General features: G+C 59.1%; 15 protein-coding genes. 12 read left to right on the top strand and 3 right to left on the bottom strand.

What is annotated here, in order from left to right:
* The 3 genes from ACFOTD_RS03295 to ACFOTD_RS03285 form a co-directional block, all read right to left on the bottom strand.
* Nucleotides 1–313: transposase (locus ACFOTD_RS03295; RefSeq protein WP_378115662.1), on the bottom strand; the 313-nt coding region annotated here is incomplete at its 3' end.
* A 503-nt stretch (nt 314–816) separates the two neighbouring features.
* Complete coding sequence (locus tag ACFOTD_RS03290) at nt 817–2,028, bottom strand: MFS transporter (RefSeq protein ID WP_378115660.1); 1,212 nt, start codon at nt 2,026–2,028, stop codon at nt 817–819.
* Between the two features lie 25 nt (nt 2,029–2,053).
* Complete coding sequence (locus ACFOTD_RS03285) at nt 2,054–2,839, bottom strand: TrmB family transcriptional regulator (protein ID WP_378115658.1); 786 nt, start codon at nt 2,837–2,839, stop codon at nt 2,054–2,056.
* Nucleotides 2,840–3,058: 219 nt separating this feature from the next.
* Between ACFOTD_RS03285 and ACFOTD_RS03280 the strand changes: the two genes are divergently transcribed.
* The 12 genes from ACFOTD_RS03280 (at nt 3,059) to mtaB (ending at nt 15,447) form a co-directional block, all read left to right on the top strand.
* Nucleotides 3,059–3,526, top strand: a complete 468-nt coding sequence (locus ACFOTD_RS03280) for an N-acetyltransferase (RefSeq protein WP_378115656.1) — start codon at nt 3,059–3,061, stop codon at nt 3,524–3,526.
* Nucleotides 3,527–3,673: 147 nt separating this feature from the next.
* Complete coding sequence (hrcA, locus tag ACFOTD_RS03275) at nt 3,674–4,699, top strand: heat-inducible transcriptional repressor HrcA (RefSeq protein WP_378115654.1); 1,026 nt, start codon at nt 3,674–3,676, stop codon at nt 4,697–4,699.
* Between the two features lie 45 nt (nt 4,700–4,744).
* Nucleotides 4,745–5,314 (top strand): nucleotide exchange factor GrpE, encoded by a 570-nt coding sequence (grpE, locus tag ACFOTD_RS03270; RefSeq protein ID WP_378115652.1) that lies wholly within the window; start codon nt 4,745–4,747, stop codon nt 5,312–5,314.
* 74 nt (nt 5,315–5,388) lie between these two features.
* Entirely contained in the window at nt 5,389–7,239 is a 1,851-nt protein-coding gene (dnaK, locus tag ACFOTD_RS03265; protein WP_378115650.1) for a molecular chaperone DnaK, read from the top strand.
* A 118-nt stretch (nt 7,240–7,357) separates the two neighbouring features.
* The gene (gene dnaJ / locus ACFOTD_RS03260) at nt 7,358–8,476 is read left to right on the top strand and encodes a molecular chaperone DnaJ (protein ID WP_378115648.1); all 1,119 of its coding nucleotides are present in this window, start codon (nt 7,358–7,360) and stop codon (nt 8,474–8,476) included.
* A gap of 466 nt (nt 8,477–8,942) precedes the next feature.
* On the top strand, nt 8,943–9,095 hold the full coding sequence (locus ACFOTD_RS03255; protein ID WP_378115646.1) for a YfhD family protein: 153 nt from the start codon (nt 8,943–8,945) through the stop codon (nt 9,093–9,095).
* A gap of 5 nt (nt 9,096–9,100) precedes the next feature.
* Nucleotides 9,101–9,451, top strand: coding sequence for a hypothetical protein (locus tag ACFOTD_RS03250; protein ID WP_378115644.1), 351 nt, complete (start codon nt 9,101–9,103; stop codon nt 9,449–9,451).
* A 343-nt stretch (nt 9,452–9,794) separates the two neighbouring features.
* Nucleotides 9,795–11,060, top strand: coding sequence for a tyrosine--tRNA ligase (gene tyrS / locus ACFOTD_RS03245; protein WP_378115702.1), 1,266 nt, complete (start codon nt 9,795–9,797; stop codon nt 11,058–11,060).
* An 87-nt stretch (nt 11,061–11,147) separates the two neighbouring features.
* Nucleotides 11,148–12,143 carry a 50S ribosomal protein L11 methyltransferase gene (prmA, locus tag ACFOTD_RS03240; RefSeq protein ID WP_378115642.1) on the top strand — a complete coding sequence of 332 codons (996 nt, stop codon included), beginning with the start codon at nt 11,148–11,150 and terminating at the stop codon, nt 12,141–12,143.
* Complete coding sequence (locus ACFOTD_RS03235; RefSeq protein ID WP_378115641.1) at nt 12,140–12,826, top strand: site-2 protease family protein; 687 nt, start codon at nt 12,140–12,142, stop codon at nt 12,824–12,826. Before prmA ends, ACFOTD_RS03235 begins: the two co-directional genes overlap by 4 nt.
* Nucleotides 12,827–13,313: 487 nt before the next feature.
* A complete protein-coding gene (locus ACFOTD_RS03230; protein WP_378115639.1) occupies nt 13,314–14,105 on the top strand; it encodes an RsmE family RNA methyltransferase in 792 nt (263 codons plus the stop codon).
* Nucleotides 14,098–15,447: a tRNA (N(6)-L-threonylcarbamoyladenosine(37)-C(2))-methylthiotransferase MtaB gene (mtaB, locus tag ACFOTD_RS03225; RefSeq protein WP_378115637.1), complete on the top strand. Its 1,350-nt coding sequence runs from the start codon at nt 14,098–14,100 to the stop codon at nt 15,445–15,447. The genes ACFOTD_RS03230 and mtaB overlap by 8 nt, the downstream gene beginning before the upstream one ends.
* The last annotated feature ends 17 nt before the right edge of the window (nt 15,448–15,464 follow it).

The raw sequence follows: 15,464 nt of genomic DNA, 5'->3' as shown, positions 1-15,464 counted from the left end.
AATTTCTCGGATAAACGGGGGTTGTTTTTTTTAACAGTTCACGGAGAATTTCAATTTCGAGTTCTTTTTCACCAAGCGCTTTAACCGCTCTGTCGTACCGCTGTTCGACTTCCTGCAACCGCTGGATCTCTTGCAAATGCTCGTCTGCCGCAGGAATGTCCTCCGGTGGAATAAAGTCGCGATGCTCGCGTATCCACAACCGAATGGTTTCGGGGTGAATGTCGTACATGCGAGCAAGTACCCCCACCTTAACGCCAGCCAATGCTTCCTTAACAATTCTAAGCCGTGCTTCTTCCTTTAACCTTTTTCCCATCCCGCTCATCTCCCTCATCCCTAGTTTAAAACATTGTAGGGGGGGACTCCAATTTGATAGGGGGCCTAGGAGCTTTTGCATCTTTCTGTGCAAAAAGGTCGACTACGCCATGAAAAGATGTATATTAAGTCAATTTCATAATTCAAAAAATCGCAAGTTCAAACAAACTTATTCATAAGATTTGGCGAATAACGTTCGGTTTTGGGATCATTTCCGAATCTCAGAGATTCTATTTCGTATTAAAAGTTCGGATTTGTACTGGCAAAAAATGTTTATGAAATTGACTTTATTTGCAGGCATTGCGGCGAAAGTATCACGCGGGCGACGATCCCCGAGTCCGTCGATCCCCGAGTCCGTCGATCCCCGAGTCCGTCGGAGAGGCTGCAGGATGAGCCATAGAAGGGCGTTCCGAGCCACGCAAGTTTCAGGTATCCTCTAAACTTAAAAAAACCGCCAAGGCGAGCTGCAAGCTGCCTTGGCGGTTTTTTCTGAATAAGCTCGGCTTAACGGCCCTGCAGCTCCGCATCCTTCGGCAGCAGCAGCGTGAAGATGCCGAGCAGCGGCAGGAAGGCACAAATATGCATAACCGTCGATATGCTGGTATGGTCGGCGATCTCGCCGAGCAGCGCGGAGCCGAGTCCGCCCAGGCCGAATGCGAGGCCGAAGAAGAGGCCGGATACGAGACCGATTTTGCCGGGGAGCAGCTCCTGCGCGTAAACGACGATGATCGAGAAGGCGGAGGAGAGCACGAACCCGGCGCAAACGCACAATACCGCGGACCAGAACGGGTCGGCATAAGGAAGCGCGATCGAGAAGGGCGCGGTGCCCAAAATCGAGAGCCAGATGATGTTGCGTCGGCCGAACCGGTCGGCGAGAGGGCCTCCGATGAAGGTGCCGGCCGCGGATGCGACGAGGAACGCGAATAGGTACCACTGCGCCGACTGTTTGCCTACGCCGAAGTCGTCGATCAAATACAGCGAATAGAAGCTTGTAAAGCTAGAAAGGTACACATGCTTGGAAAAAACGAGCAGGATCAGGATACCGACCGATATCCGCACTTTGCCGGCCGTCAGCCTGCTGGCGGATGGAAGGGGCTGCGCCGCCTTCTTCGGCCTGGGCGCCGCGCCCACTGCCGCGTACCAGCGAGCGACCAGCGTCTGCAGCACGATGCCCGCCACGGCGGCGACGATGAATAAAAGGACGCCTTTCTGCCCGAGCGGAATGAAGATGGTGGCGGTCATGACGGGACCGAGCGCGCTGCCGATGTTGCCGCCTACCTGGAAGATCGACTGCGCCAGACCCCGGTTGTTGCCCGCGGCGAGATAGGCCACGCGCGAAGATTCGGGGTGAAAGGCTGCAGAACCGATCCCGATCGCGGTAACGGACAACAGGATGGTCGCGAAGTTCGGCGCGAGCGCGAGCATGACGACGCCGAGCAGCGTAAAGCAGACGCCGAGCGGCAGGATAAAGGGACGCGGTTTCTTGTCGGCGAGCCAGCCGATGAGCGGCTGCAGAAGCGAAGCGGTAATGTTCATCATAAAGGCGATGAGACCGATCTGGCCGTAACTCAGGTGCTGCGACTCCCGCAGCACGGGAAAGAGCGCGGTGACGGTCGATTGCATCGAATCGTTAAGCAAGTGAACCGTGCTGATCATGTACAGGATCGGGAACACGGTGGCGCTGACGGGCAGCGCGCGTGCGACTGCGTTTTTCATGTGCGAGCTTCTCTCCCTTAAATCTTCATTCAAGTCCGTATTGTTCGCGATAGCGCTCAAGCAGGTTCTCGTAATCGCCGCCGTAGGCGCGTTCGAGCTCGGCGCCGAAGTCCCGCTCGATGTCCATCATCATGACGTCGTGCTGGAAGGCCTGCTTGAGCACGTGCGCGACGGCGGGGTGATTCGTCTCCAGCGCGGCCGACTTGCCGGCGGCGCCGAAGCTGCCGATAAAGCCTTCTTTCCAGTCGCACAGCACGTAATAGTCGCGCGCGTCTTGGGGCAGCCACATTTCCATTCGCTTGTGCGTGCGCACGTGCTTAAGCTTCGACCGGACCTGGCCCAGCGTGATCGCGACGACGACGACGCCTCTCGCCTCGGCATCCAGCAGCAGCGGCTCGAACTCCGCGAAGTCCTCGCTCCAGATGTCGACGACGATCGAGCGTTCCGCGCTGGCGATCATGCGCCTGAGGGACAGGCGGATGTTGGTTTCCCCCGACCAATTGTAGAACGAAGCCGCCGTAGGCTTCGGCTTGAGTTCTTTGACCAGCACGTCCGCGATCTCGTCGAATTCGGAGCGCAGCATGCGGATGACTTGTCCGATCGGCACGGCGCCGTACATAACCGGATCGCCTTCCGCGGCTCTGCATACGCCTTTGTCCACGAGAGACCGCAGCGCCGCATAGACATTGGTCCGCGATACGGAGACGCGCTTGGCGACCTCGTAGCCGGAGAGGGACGCTTCTTCGTGAAGCGCCAGGTAGCAGCGCGCTTCCAGCTCGGAGAGTCCGAGCCGTTTTAGCCTTTCGATCATGGCTGATCCGCCTTTCTCATTAGTCGTATTTTAAAATACTACTTGGTGATCGTTATTATGATGGGGTAATAAATATATTGTCAATCGTTATTTGTAAATCCGATCGGACGCATCGCGGCTTTTAAAAAATGGTATTGAGAATTCATTCGTATTCATGTATATTTATTCACATCATCTTATCAGGAGGCGCCGTCGGCGCGGACGGAAAGTAGGGAGACCATGAACATAACGATCGTGAGCCGCAAGGCAAGGCCGGAAGACGTCGAGGCGCTGTTCGAGTTGATCCAGGGATATGCGGAAAAGGGAATTATGCTTCCGCGATCGAGAGAGGCCCTGTTGCGCCATATCGACTCTTTCGTCGTCGTCGAGGATGCCGGCAAGTTGATCGGCTGCGGTTCGTTGTTCCGTCTTGGCTCCGATCTGGTCGAGATCCGCTCGCTCGGGATGAGCGAAGGATACAAGGGCATGGGGATCGGCTCCCGCATCGTCGACGCGCTGATCGACGAAGCGCGCCGCATGAATATACCGAAGGTCATGGCGCTTACTTATGAAGTGAAGTTCTTTTTGAAAAACGGCTTCAGCGTCGTCGACAAGGAGATTTTCCCCGAAAAAGTGTGGACCGATTGCGTGCACTGCAGCAAGCGCAACAACTGCGACGAGATCGCGGTCGTACGGATATTGGAATAGCCTGCGTAGCAAAATGGGCATCCGCCCGAATCTATGCCAAACCGCTCCGGTCGTCTTGACACGACAAGCGCGGTTTGGTATTTTTGTAATAGTGATTAGCACTCATGATCGTTGAGTGCTAACGACGGCGAGGAGGGGGAACGATTCATGCTCAGCGAGCGTCAACGTATGATTCTAAGCGCCATTGTAGACGACTATATTCGCTCGGCGGAGCCCGTCGGCTCGCGCAGCATCTCCAAGCGCAGCGACGTCTCGTTCAGCCCCGCCACCATCCGCAACGATATGGCCGATCTCGAGGAGCTCGGGCTGCTGGAGCAGCCGCATACGTCGGCCGGCCGCATTCCTTCCATTAAGGGATATCGTTATTACGTGGACCATCTGATCCGGCTCGGCGGCGTCAAGGAACAGGACGTCAAGCGTCTTCGCGGCCTGGTCGCGGAGAAGATGAATCACTGGGAAGGCGCCGTGAGTCACGCCGCGACGATCGTGTCGCAGCTGACCAACTATACGTCGATCGTGCTCGGTCCGGACTCGTTTCATACGAGCCTCAAGCACTTCCAGCTGCTCCCGCTGAACGACACGACGGCTGTCGCCATCGTGGTCGCCAACACGGGACATGTGGAACACCGGACCATCACGCTGCCCGAGGGCGTGAGCATGGACGATATGCGCAGAATCGCGGGCCTGCTCAACGACAAGCTGACCGGCGTTCCCTTTTATAAGGTGAAAATGGTGCTGTATACCGAGGTGGCCAAAGAGCTGAGCAGTTATATCGACCATTGCGAGCATATTTTGTCCTTGCTCGAGGATACGCTGAAGGAAGAGACCGAGCCCAAGGTGTACCTGAGCGGCGCGACCAACATACTGACGCAGCCGGAGTTCAAGGACGTCGACAAGGTCAAGGGAATCCTGGACGTGCTCGAGGAGACGCCGCGCCTGATGCAGCTGTTTCAGTCGCTGTCCGAAGGGATACAGGTACGGATAGGGACGGAGAACGGCGTAGAGGCGATTAACCAATGCAGTCTCGTGACGGCGACGATCTCCGCGGACGGCCATTTGCTCGGTACGATCGGCATATTGGGTCCGACGCGCATGGAGTACGGCAAGGTCATCGGCCTGCTGGATTATTTGTCCGGGGATTTGTCCCGTCTTTACAACCGATTGTACAAATAACGCATGAACGCGCAAAATGATCTTGATGAGGAAGGAGCCGGGGCAATGGACCAGGATTTGAAGCAGGAGCCGCACGCGGAAGCGTCGGAACAAGCCGCGCCAGAGACGGAAGAGGCGACCGGGGCGCAGGCGGAGCAAGCCGAGCAAGCGTCGGCAGCGCCGGAGGAAGACCGGTTCGAGGAGTTGAAGCGCCAGACCGAGGAGGCGTACCAGCGCCAGCTTCGCGTGCAGGCCGACTTCGACAACTATCGGCGCCGCACGCTTAAGGAGACGGCCGATCTGCAAAAGTACGCTTCGGTCAAGCTCGTGACGAATTTGCTTCCCGTGCTCGACAACTTCGGGCGCGCGCTGCAGACCTCGTCCGAAGGATCCGAGAGCGATTCTTTCGTCAAGGGCATTGATATGATTAACCGCCAGCTCTGGCAAGTGCTCGAAACCGAAGGGTTGAAGGTGATGGAGCCGGTCGGCCAGCCGTTCGATCCCGAGCTTCACCAGGCGATCATGCAGGTGGAGTCGGACGAATACGAAGAAGGCATTGTCGTCGAGGTCGTCCAACCGGGCTACTGGTTGAGCGATAAGGTCATCCGTCCCGCCATGGTCAAGGTTAGCGGGTAATTTCTACTTAACCGAACTTCAAAATCACGAGTGAATTTCAAATTCACGCATTTTAAGACTGGAGGACTTGAATCATGAGCAAAGTTATCGGCATTGACCTGGGTACCACCAATTCTTGCGTAGCGGTCATGGAGGGCGGCGAAGCCGTCGTCATCCCGAATCCGGAAGGCAACCGCACCACCCCGTCTGTCGTCGGCTTCAAGAAGGACGGAGAGCGCATCGTCGGCGATACGGCGAAGCGCCAGGCGATCACGAACCCAGACCGCACCGTCAGCTCGGTCAAGCGTCACATGGGCACGAACCACAAGGAATCAATCGACGGCAAGGACTATTCGCCGCAAGAGATCTCCGCGATTATTTTGCAAAAGCTAAAATCGGACGCCGAAGCTTATCTCGGCCAAACGGTATCGCAAGCCGTTATTACCGTTCCGGCATACTTTAATGACAGCCAGCGTCAAGCCACCAAGGACGCAGGCGCCATCGCGGGCCTCGAAGTGCTGCGTATCGTCAACGAGCCGACGGCCGCAGCGCTTGCGTACGGTCTCGAGAAGGCCGAAGACCAAACGATTCTCGTATTCGACCTTGGCGGCGGTACGTTCGACGTCAGTATTCTCGAGCTCGGCTCCGGCTTCTTCGAAGTCAAAGCGACGAGCGGCGACAATCACCTGGGCGGCGACGACTTCGACCAAGTCGTCATGGAATGGCTGTCCGCCGAGTTCAAGAAGGAGCAGGGCATCGATCTCCTGAAGGACAAATCGGCCGTTCAGCGCCTTAAGGACGCAGCCGAAAAAGCGAAGAAGGAACTGTCCGGCGTACTGCAAACGACGATTTCCCTGCCGTTCATCACGGTCGTGGACGGCGTGCCGCAGCACTTGGAAATGAACCTGACCCGCGCCAAGTTCGACGAGATCACGTCCTCGCTCGTCGAGCGCACGATGGGCCCTACTCGTCAAGCGATGTCCGATGCCGGCCTGTCCGCCGCGCAAATCGACAAGATCGTGCTGGTCGGCGGTTCCACGCGGATTCCGGCCGTCCAGGAAGCGATCAAGCGCCTGACCGGAAAAGAGCCGCACAAAGGCGTTAACCCGGACGAAGTCGTCGCGCTCGGCGCCGCGGTTCAAGCCGGCGTCCTGACGGGCGACGTCAAGGATGTCGTGCTGCTCGACGTGACCCCGCTGTCGCTCGGCATCGAGACGGCAGGCGGCGTTCTGACGAAGATGATCGACCGCAATACGACGATTCCGACAAGCAAGTCCCAAGTGTTCTCCACCTTCGCGGACAACCAGACGCAGGTCGAGATTCACGTGCTTCAAGGCGAGCGCGCCATGGCGAAGGACAACAAGACGCTCGGCCGCTTCAACTTGACCGACATCCCGCTGGCGCCGCGCGGCATGCCGCAGATCGAGGTCACGTTCGACATCGATGCCAACGGCATCGTTAACGTCTCCGCGCTCGACAAGGGCACCGGCAAGAGCCAGAAGATCACGATCACGTCTTCGGGCGGTCTGTCCAAGGAAGAGATCGAACGCATGCAGAAGGAAGCCGAGCTGCACGCCGAAGAAGACAGCAAGCGCCGCGAGCTGATCGAAGCGAAGAACAGCGCCGACCAACTCGTCTATGCAGCCGACAAATCCGTCAAGGATCTCGGCGAAAAAGTCGACGCCTCCGAGGTAGCGAACGTCGAAGCGGCGAAGGAAAAGGTCAAGAAGGCGCTCGAGAGCGACAACCTCGACGAGATCAAGGCCGCCTCCGACGAGCTCTCCGGCATCGTGCAGCAGCTGTCCGTCAAGGTCTACGAGCAAGCGGCCCAGGATGCCCAAGCCGCGCAAGGCGAAGCCGGCGGCGCTGACGCAGGTCCGTCTTCCGCGAAGAAAGACAACGTTGTCGACGCCGACTACGAAGTCGTGGACGAAGACAAGAAATAAAGCATAGATAGCAGGCTGCCGGCGGCAGCGAGTAGTCAAAGCCGGTTCCGCTTGGCGCTGCCTCGATGGCGCGCGGCGGAACCCGCTTTGACTTTGTCATGGAGATGGAGGTTGAACAGTGGCGGACAAAAAGGATTTTTATGAGGTGCTCGGCGTCGGCAAGGGCGCATCCGCGGACGAGATCAAGAAGGCTTACCGCGGCCTCGCCCGCAAGTTTCACCCCGACGTGAACAAGGCGGCCGACGCGGAGGCCAAGTTCAAGGAAGTCAAGGAAGCCTACGATACGCTAAGCGACGATCAAAAGCGCGCGCGCTACGACCAGTTCGGCCATGAGGATCCGATGGCGGGCATGGGCGGCGGACAGGGCGACTTCGGCGGCGGCTTCGGCGATATCTTCGATATGTTCTTCGGCGGCGGCGGCGGCCGGCGCGACCCCAACGCGCCGCAGCGCGGCAACGACCTGCAATATACGATGACGATCGAGTTCAAGGAAGCCGTATTCGGCAAGGAGCTTGACATTACCATCCCGCGCACCGAGAGCTGCGACCACTGTCACGGCAGCGGGGCCGAGCCGGGGACTAAGGTCGACAACTGTCCGACCTGCCGCGGCACGGGACAGCAGGAAGTCGCGCAGAACACGCCGTTCGGGCGCATCGTCAACCGCAGAACCTGCTCGACCTGCGGCGGACGCGGCAAAATCATCAAAGACCGCTGTAAAGTGTGCTCGGGCAGCGGCCAGGTGAAGAAGCAGCGCAAAATCCACGTCAAGATTCCGGCGGGCGTGGACGACGGCTCGCAGCTTCGCGTAAGCGGCGAGGGCGAAGGCGGCACGCGCGGCGGACCTTCGGGCGACCTGTATGTCGTCCTGCGCGTCAAGGCGCACGACTTTTTCGAGCGCGACGGCGACGACATCTACTGCGAAGTGCCGCTGACGTTCGCGCAGGCGGCGCTGGGCGACGAGATCGAGATTCCGACGCTGACCGAGAAGGTCAAGCTCAAGATTCCGGCGGGCACGCAGACGGGCACGTACTTCCGCCTCAAGGGCAAGGGCGTGCCGAAGCTGCGCGGCTATGGCCAGGGCGACCAGCACGTCAAGGTGACGGTCGTCACGCCGACCAACCTGAACGATGCGCAGCGCGAGCTGCTGCGGGAATTCGGTTCCACGACGGGCGAGTCCACGCATGAGCAGCACCAATCGATTTTCGAACGCATGAAAAAAGCGATCCTGGGCGATTAGCGGTCTAAGTAAGAAGCCGATTCTCATTGTCATGAAGGTGACTGGGAAATCGGCTTCCTTTTCTTGTTTTAGTTACTATTCTGTTCGCGATTCAGTTACGCGTCCCAGGGGCATTTCGTATTACCTGGTGGCATCTCGCTTACTCGCAATAACTCGTGGCACGTAATAGTACAATGAAATACTCGCAGAACCACGCGGCACGGCAATACTTCTTAGCGCCTCCCGCCTCCTGCGCCAATAACGAATCGTGTGTCCGCTAGTCCGCAGTTATGCGCTGATGTCGAGAAATAGCGGACTCTCGGTCCGATCGCATCAAGCGGATCCCTTCAACGTCACACTAATCAGCTCGTCTCGTCCAGTCCAGCGCAGGCGCAATCTCGCCTCCCGCGCATAAGCTGCCGCCGATCGCGCATCCTAAACGGCGACTGCATGCATTTTATTCGCCATTACGGGAGGATCAATATCGATGGGCAAGCGGAACGAGAGCAATGAGCAGTTACCCTTAGCGAAAGCCGAGAACGTCGAGTTCGCGGCGGAACGCGCGGATGCGGACGATCTGGAAGCGCTGCAGCGCTCGGAGGAAGCCGACCGCCGGGCGCAGCAATACGAAGGGACGTGAGCGACGTGGACAAGACGACGCTTGAAGCGAGCTTCGACTCGCAGGAGGAAGCGGAAGCCGCAGTCCGCAAGCTGACGGCGCTGCGAGGGGATCGCTTCCGCATGGAAAGCGCTGCGGCGGGCGCGGATTTTGGCTCAAAGGCCGGCCGCCAGGATGCGATCGCAAGCGGCGTCGCCAGCGCGATGCTGTACGGCGGCGCGGAGCTCGAAGCCGCGGAGGAGCTCGGGACCGGCACGGCGGAATACAGCCCGGGGGCTTCCAAAGCTGCCGCGATCCATCTGACCGCCGACATCCCCGGCGAATCCGTCGAACAGGCGCGCAGAGTCATTCAAGATACGGGCGGCACGCTCGCTTAACGAGTTCGAGGTTGACATCGTCCGTTAATATCAATAAAATGTCTGTAACTCATATGCATTACGTTGAAGGAATCAGTAGCTGCCTCGTCCCTGTCTCAGGAAGCCGGGGGTCGATGAGACCCGGTACACACGCTGGCCAGCGAATTACGTTCTGGAGTAACCCGGGTAATGCCGGGCGGCCTGGCGATCGATATCTCGCCGAGAGCGGCATCCATGGCGCGCGTTATTCGCGGCGTTCATCGGTGCAATTTGGGTGGTAACACGGTGGTCCAATCGTCCCTATGTCTATTTAGACAAGGGGCGATTTTTTATTTTCAGCCAAGGGGAGCGGGAACCAATGAGCATGAACATTATCGACGAACTCGAATGGCGTGACGCGATCAATCAACAGACCGACGCCGAAGGCTTGCGCGGATTGACATCCCAGAAGGCGGTCTCGCTGTATTGCGGCGTAGATCCGACCGGCGACAGCATGCATATCGGGCATCTGATCCCGTTCATGGTGCTGAAGCGGTTCCAGCTGGCCGGCCATCGTCCGGTCATCCTCATCGGGGGGGCGACCGGCACGATCGGCGATCCGAGCGGACGCACGACGGAGCGTTCGCTGCAGACGCTCGAGCAGATCCAGGCGAACGTGGAGGCGCTGGCGGCGCAGCTCACCAAGCTGTTCCTGACGGAAGACACGAGCCAGGCTCCGATGCGCATCGTCAACAATTACGATTGGACGCACAAGATCAACGTAATCGAATTTTTGCGTGACTACGGCAAAAACTTCAGCATCAATTCGATGCTGGCCAAGGACGTCGTGGCGAGCCGGCTCGACAGCGGCATTTCCTTTACTGAATTTTCTTACCAAATCCTGCAATCGCTCGACTTCCTCCACTTGTTCAAGGAAGAGGACGTTCAGCTGCAGATCGGCGGGTCCGATCAGTGGGGCAACATTACGAGCGGCCTCGATCTGATTCGCAAAAAGGAGGGCGCGGAAGCGAAGGCGTTCGGACTGACGATTCCGCTCATGCTGAAGGCCGACGGCACGAAGTTCGGCAAGACGGCGGGCGGCGCCGTATGGCTCGATCCGAACAAGACGACGCCGTACGAGTTCTACCAGTTCTGGGCCAACACCGACGACCGCGACGTGGTCAAGTACCTCAAGTACTTTACGTTTTTGTCCAAGGAACGGATCGACGAGCTGGCCGAGAAGGTACAGACCGAGCCGCACAAACGCGAGGCGCAAAAAACGCTGGCCGAGGAAATGACGCGGTTCGTGCACGGAGGCGATCTACTCGAGCAGGCCAAGCGCATCACGGACGCGCTGTTCAGCGGGGATATCAAGGCGTTGACCGCCGACGAGATCGAGCAGGGCTTCAAGGAGATGCCGACCTTCGAAGCGGCGCCGGAAGCCAAAAATATCGTCAATTGGCTGGTGGACCTGAAGATCGAGCCTTCCAAGCGCCAGGCGCGCGAGGACATCACCAAAGGCGCAATTTACCTGAACGGCGAGCGCGTCAGCGATCTCGAGCTGGAAGTATCGGCGAGCCACGCGATCGGCGGCCGGTTCGTGATCATCCGCAAGGGCAAGAAAAACTACAGTTTGGTGAAAATCGTCTAGTAAGTCGCGCGACTTTCGCTTTTGCTTCCCGTTCGGAGCTAGATGTATAATGGGGGCTAACGACGAGTCGTCTAGGGGGAAACGGAATTGCGTTGGTTTGAGATTACGATCGTAGCAAACGAGCAGGCGCAGGAAATGGTCGCTCACTATATGCATGAACTGGGTGCAGGCGGCGTATCCATAGAGGAATCGTGGTCGCCCGACAAGCCGAGGGACACGTCGCTCGGACAATGGTACGACAAGCCGCTTAACGACATTCCGGCCGGTCTGGCCGTGATCGCAGGCTATTTTCCGGAAGACATTTACAGTGAAACGCTGGCCGACGAGCTGTCCGAGCTGCTGCGCGGCTTGCCCGAGTTCGGCTACGATGCCGGGAACTTTACCGTGCAGACCCGCGAAGTGAACGAGGACGACTGGGCGCATGCCTGGAAAAAGTATTTCAAACCGCTGCCGGTTTCCGAGCGGCTCACGATCAAGCCGACCTGGGAGGATTATACGCCTCGCGAGGACGAACTGATCATCGAGCTGGATCCGGGCATGGCGTTCGGCACCGGGACGCATCCGACGACCGCGCTCTGCCTGCGCACGCTCGAAGGCGCGATCAAGGCGGGCGACACCGTCATCGACGTCGGCACCGGCTCCGGCATTCTCGCGATCGGCGCGATGAAGCTGGGCGCCTCGCGCGTGCTCGCGCTCGACCTGGACCCGGTGGCGGTGTCCAGCGCGACGGAGAACGTGAAGCTGAACGGCCTGCAGGACGATATCGAGGTGCGGCTGAGCGATCTTCTCGGCGTGCTGCGCGACGGCGAAGCCGCTGACGGCAAGGCTGTCGCTTCGAGAGTCGTGCCGCCCGTCGACCTCGTCGTCGCCAACATTCTTGCGGAGATCATTCTGCTTTTTATCGCGGACGTCTTCGACGTGCTGAAGCCGGGCGGCATCTATATCGCAAGCGGCATTTACAAGAACAAAGAAGAGGACGTCGAGGCGGGATTGCTCGCGGCCGGCTTCGAGATCGTCGATCGCGTGCGGCAGGACGACTGGATCGCGTTCGTCTGCGGCAAGCCGAAGGGTGAGGACGAATGAGCTTTTTTTGGTTTCCGCTGAACGAGCTGCCGTTCGTCTTGCTGACGATGCTCGTCGCGTTCACCGTGCACGAATTTGCGCACGCATGGACGGCTTACAAGTTCGGCGATCCGACCGCCTACGAGCAGGGGCGCGTCACGCTCAACCCGATGGCGCACCTGGATCTGTTCGGCATCCTGTTCCTGCTCGTGGCCGGCTTCGGATGGGCGAAGCCGGTCCCCGTCCGTCTCAGCCGATTCAGTCGCCCGCGCCTGATGAGCATCGCGGTCACGGCCGCGGGTCCGATCAGCAATCTGCTATTGGCCTTCATCGGATTATTTATTTACCTCGTGCTTGTGAAGCTCGGCGCGCTGGACCAGTTCGCGACGCAGGAGACCGTCTGGACTTTATTCCGTTATTTTGTGCCGATCAATGTCATGCTGTTCTTGTTCAACCTGATTCCGCTGCCGCCGCTCGACGGCTACCGGATCGTCGAGGAGTTCGCGCCGCTGCGGCTGCGGCTCAAGATGATGCAGTTCGAGCAGTGGGGCATGTTCTTGTTCCTGCTGTTCGTATTCCTGCCGCCGCTTAAGGCGATGACGCTTACGCCGCTGTTTTCTCTAGGCGATCCAATTATTCACCACGCCACACTGTGGATCGCGAAGCTGCTTCATATCACGACGCCTTTTTACGGGTTTGCATAGGGTGGGCTGCAGCATAACCCTTCCTGATTCGCCTTCGGGATCCGTCCCGGAGGCTTTTTTTGGCATAAGCGCGCGTAGCCAATAGAATACGCAGATGCAAATGGTGAATCTTTCGATGCGACGAGGCGCGGCGGGGCTTCTCGGAGGTTAGGCGGTTCCAAAACCTGCATTTGTACATGTATTTTCTGCCGCACCGCGACACTTGGTAAAATACCTGCAAATATGCAGGCAAATTCAAAGCATAAGCCCGAAATCCGGTTTAAAGGCGAAAATAACTGCGCATTTACATCTATCCTTTCCAAAAGGGGTGCCATCGGCAAAAAAAGATGTATTTGCAGGCATTGCGGCGAAGGAACGACAATGGCGGGCGACAGACCGACTTGGCCGCGGCGGGATGTCTTCTTTCAGGCTCCGAAGGTAGCGCCTGAACGCGTTTCGAGGTATGATGGACGGTGGAACTTGAATCGATCGTGGAGGCTTCAAGCGAATGCAGCGTTACTTTATCGATCCCGGCCAGATCGACGGCGACGCCGTCGTGCTGCTGGGGGAGGATGCCAGGCATCTGTCCGCCGTCATGCGGGCGAGGACCGGCGAACCGTTTATCGCCTGCGACGGGTCGGGGCGAGAGTGTCTTGCCGAGATCGTACACATAGAAGCCGGACGCGTCGAAGGGCGCGTCGTGCGCACGGGCCCATCCGAATCCGAGATGGCCTGGCGCGTCACGGTCGCACAGAGCTTGCCCAAGGGCGACAAGCTCGAGACGGTCATCCAGAAGGGGACCGAGTGCGGAGCGGCCGCGTTTTTGCCTTTTGTCTCGAAGCGCACCGTCGTTCAGTACGACGCGCGCAAGGAGGCGAAGCGGCTCGACCGCTGGCGCAAGATCGCCAAGGAGGCGGCGGAGCAGGCGCATCGCGGCATCGTGCCCGAAGTCGAGGAAGTCGCTTCGTGGAAGGCGCTGCTGGCAGGGTTCGGCCGCTTCGACCGCGTGCTGCTTTGTTATGAGGAAGAAGGGCGCAGGGGCGCGGGACTGAAGCCCGAGCTCGAAGCGTTCGCAAGCCGGCTTTCGGAGGAGACGGCAAGCTCGTCTCAGCCTAGATTGCTCGTCGTCGTCGGTCCGGAGGGCGGCTTCGACGAGGAAGAGGCCAGGCAGGCGGAGGCCGCAGGCGCGGTCTGCGTCGGGCTCGGCAGGCGCATTTTGCGCACGGAGACGGCGGCGCTCGTAGCGCTGGCCGCAATCGGATACCAATCCGGAGAGATGGGGGAAGCTCGCCATGTCTAAGGTGGCATTTTATACGCTAGGCTGCAAGGTCAACTTCTACGATACGGAAGCGATGTGGCAGCTCTTTAAAAAAGAAGGCTACGAGCAGGTGGACTTCGAATCGCGCGCGGCGGACGTATACGTCATCAACACGTGCACGGTAACCAACACCGGCGACAAAAAGAGCCGGCAGATCATCCGGCGCGCCGTGCGACGCAATCCGGACGCCGTTATCGCGGTGACGGGCTGCTACGCGCAGACGTCGCCCGCCGAGATCCTCGCGATCGAGGGCGTCGATCTTGTCGTCGGCACGCAGGACCGGGACAAGCTGATGACGTACGTCGCGGACATCCAGTCCGAACGCAGGCCGGTCAACGCCGTGCGCAATATTATGAAGACGCGCGAGTTCGAGGAACTCGACGTGCCCGATTTCGCCGACCATACCCGCGCTTTTCTCAAGATTCAGGAGGGCTGCAACAATTTTTGCACCTTCTGCATCATCCCTTGGTCGCGCGGCCTGTCGCGCAGCCGGAGCCCGGAGAGCGTCCTTGCCCAGGCGCGGCAGCTGGTCGCGTCGGGCTACAAGGAGATCGTGCTGACAGGCATTCATACGGGCGGCTACGGCGACGATCTCGAGAATTACCGGCTTGCGGATCTGCTTCGCGATCTGGATCAGGTGGAAGGGCTCGAGCGAATCCGCATCAGCTCGATCGAGGCCAGCCAGATCGACGACGCGATGATCGAGGTGCTGAACGGCTCGGAAAAAATGTGCAGGCATCTCCATATCCCGCTGCAGGCGGGCGACGACGAGGTACTGAAGCGCATGCGGCGCAAATATACGACGGCCGAGTTCGCGGACAAGATCCGGCGCATCAAGGCGGCGATGCCGGGCGTCGCAATCACGACCGACGTTATCGTCGGCTTTCCGGGCGAGACGGATGCGCACTACGAACGGGGCTACCGCTTTATGGAGGAGATCGGCTTCGCCGAGATGCACGTGTTCCCGTATTCCAAGCGGACGGGCACGCCTGCCGCGCGCATGGAGGACCAGGTGGACGAAGAAGCGAAGCACGCGCGCGTCCAGCAGTTGATCGAGCTCTCGGAGCGCATGCAGGCCGATTATGCGGCGGATTGGGTCGGCGAAGTGCTTGAGATCATTCCCGAGCGCGGGGAAAAAGGGCCGGCGGGCAGCGGTCTGATGAGCGGACATGCGGATAATTATTTGAACATCGTATTCAAGGGCGATCCGTCCCTCGTCGGCAAGCTGTGCCGGGTGAGGATTACCGAGGGCGGCGCGAACGAATGCCGCGGCGAGCTGGTCGAGGCGCCGGCGGCAGGGCTTATGCCTGCCTTGCAGGCTTAAATAGGGGGATAACGGAA

Source organism: Cohnella sp. GCM10012308 (genome assembly GCF_042649185.1).
In the GTDB taxonomy this organism is placed as follows: domain Bacteria; phylum Bacillota; class Bacilli; order Paenibacillales; family Paenibacillaceae; genus Cohnella.
The sequence above is the reverse complement of the archived record's forward strand: the minus strand, read 5'-3'. Positions and strand labels throughout refer to the sequence as shown.

Excerpts from the sequence above, each read along its gene's own strand:
- ACFOTD_RS03235 (WP_378115641.1), top strand. The coding sequence starts at position 12,140 with ATGAGCTTTTTTTGGTTTCCGCTGAACGAGCTGCCGTTCGTCTTGCTG.
- grpE (WP_378115652.1), top strand. The coding sequence starts at position 4,745 with ATGGACCAGGATTTGAAGCAGGAGCCGCACGCGGAAGCGTCGGAACAA.
- dnaK (WP_378115650.1), top strand. The coding sequence starts at position 5,389 with ATGAGCAAAGTTATCGGCATTGACCTGGGTACCACCAATTCTTGCGTA.
- hrcA (WP_378115654.1), top strand. The coding sequence starts at position 3,674 with ATGCTCAGCGAGCGTCAACGTATGATTCTAAGCGCCATTGTAGACGAC.
- tyrS (WP_378115702.1), top strand. The coding sequence starts at position 9,795 with ATGAACATTATCGACGAACTCGAATGGCGTGACGCGATCAATCAACAG.
- ACFOTD_RS03285 (WP_378115658.1), bottom strand. The coding sequence starts at position 2,839 with ATGATCGAAAGGCTAAAACGGCTCGGACTCTCCGAGCTGGAAGCGCGC.
- ACFOTD_RS03230 (WP_378115639.1), top strand. The coding sequence starts at position 13,314 with ATGCAGCGTTACTTTATCGATCCCGGCCAGATCGACGGCGACGCCGTC.
- ACFOTD_RS03255 (WP_378115646.1), top strand. The coding sequence starts at position 8,943 with ATGGGCAAGCGGAACGAGAGCAATGAGCAGTTACCCTTAGCGAAAGCC.
- ACFOTD_RS03280 (WP_378115656.1), top strand. The coding sequence starts at position 3,059 with ATGAACATAACGATCGTGAGCCGCAAGGCAAGGCCGGAAGACGTCGAG.
- mtaB (WP_378115637.1), top strand. The coding sequence starts at position 14,098 with ATGTCTAAGGTGGCATTTTATACGCTAGGCTGCAAGGTCAACTTCTAC.
- ACFOTD_RS03290 (WP_378115660.1), bottom strand. The coding sequence starts at position 2,028 with ATGAAAAACGCAGTCGCACGCGCGCTGCCCGTCAGCGCCACCGTGTTC.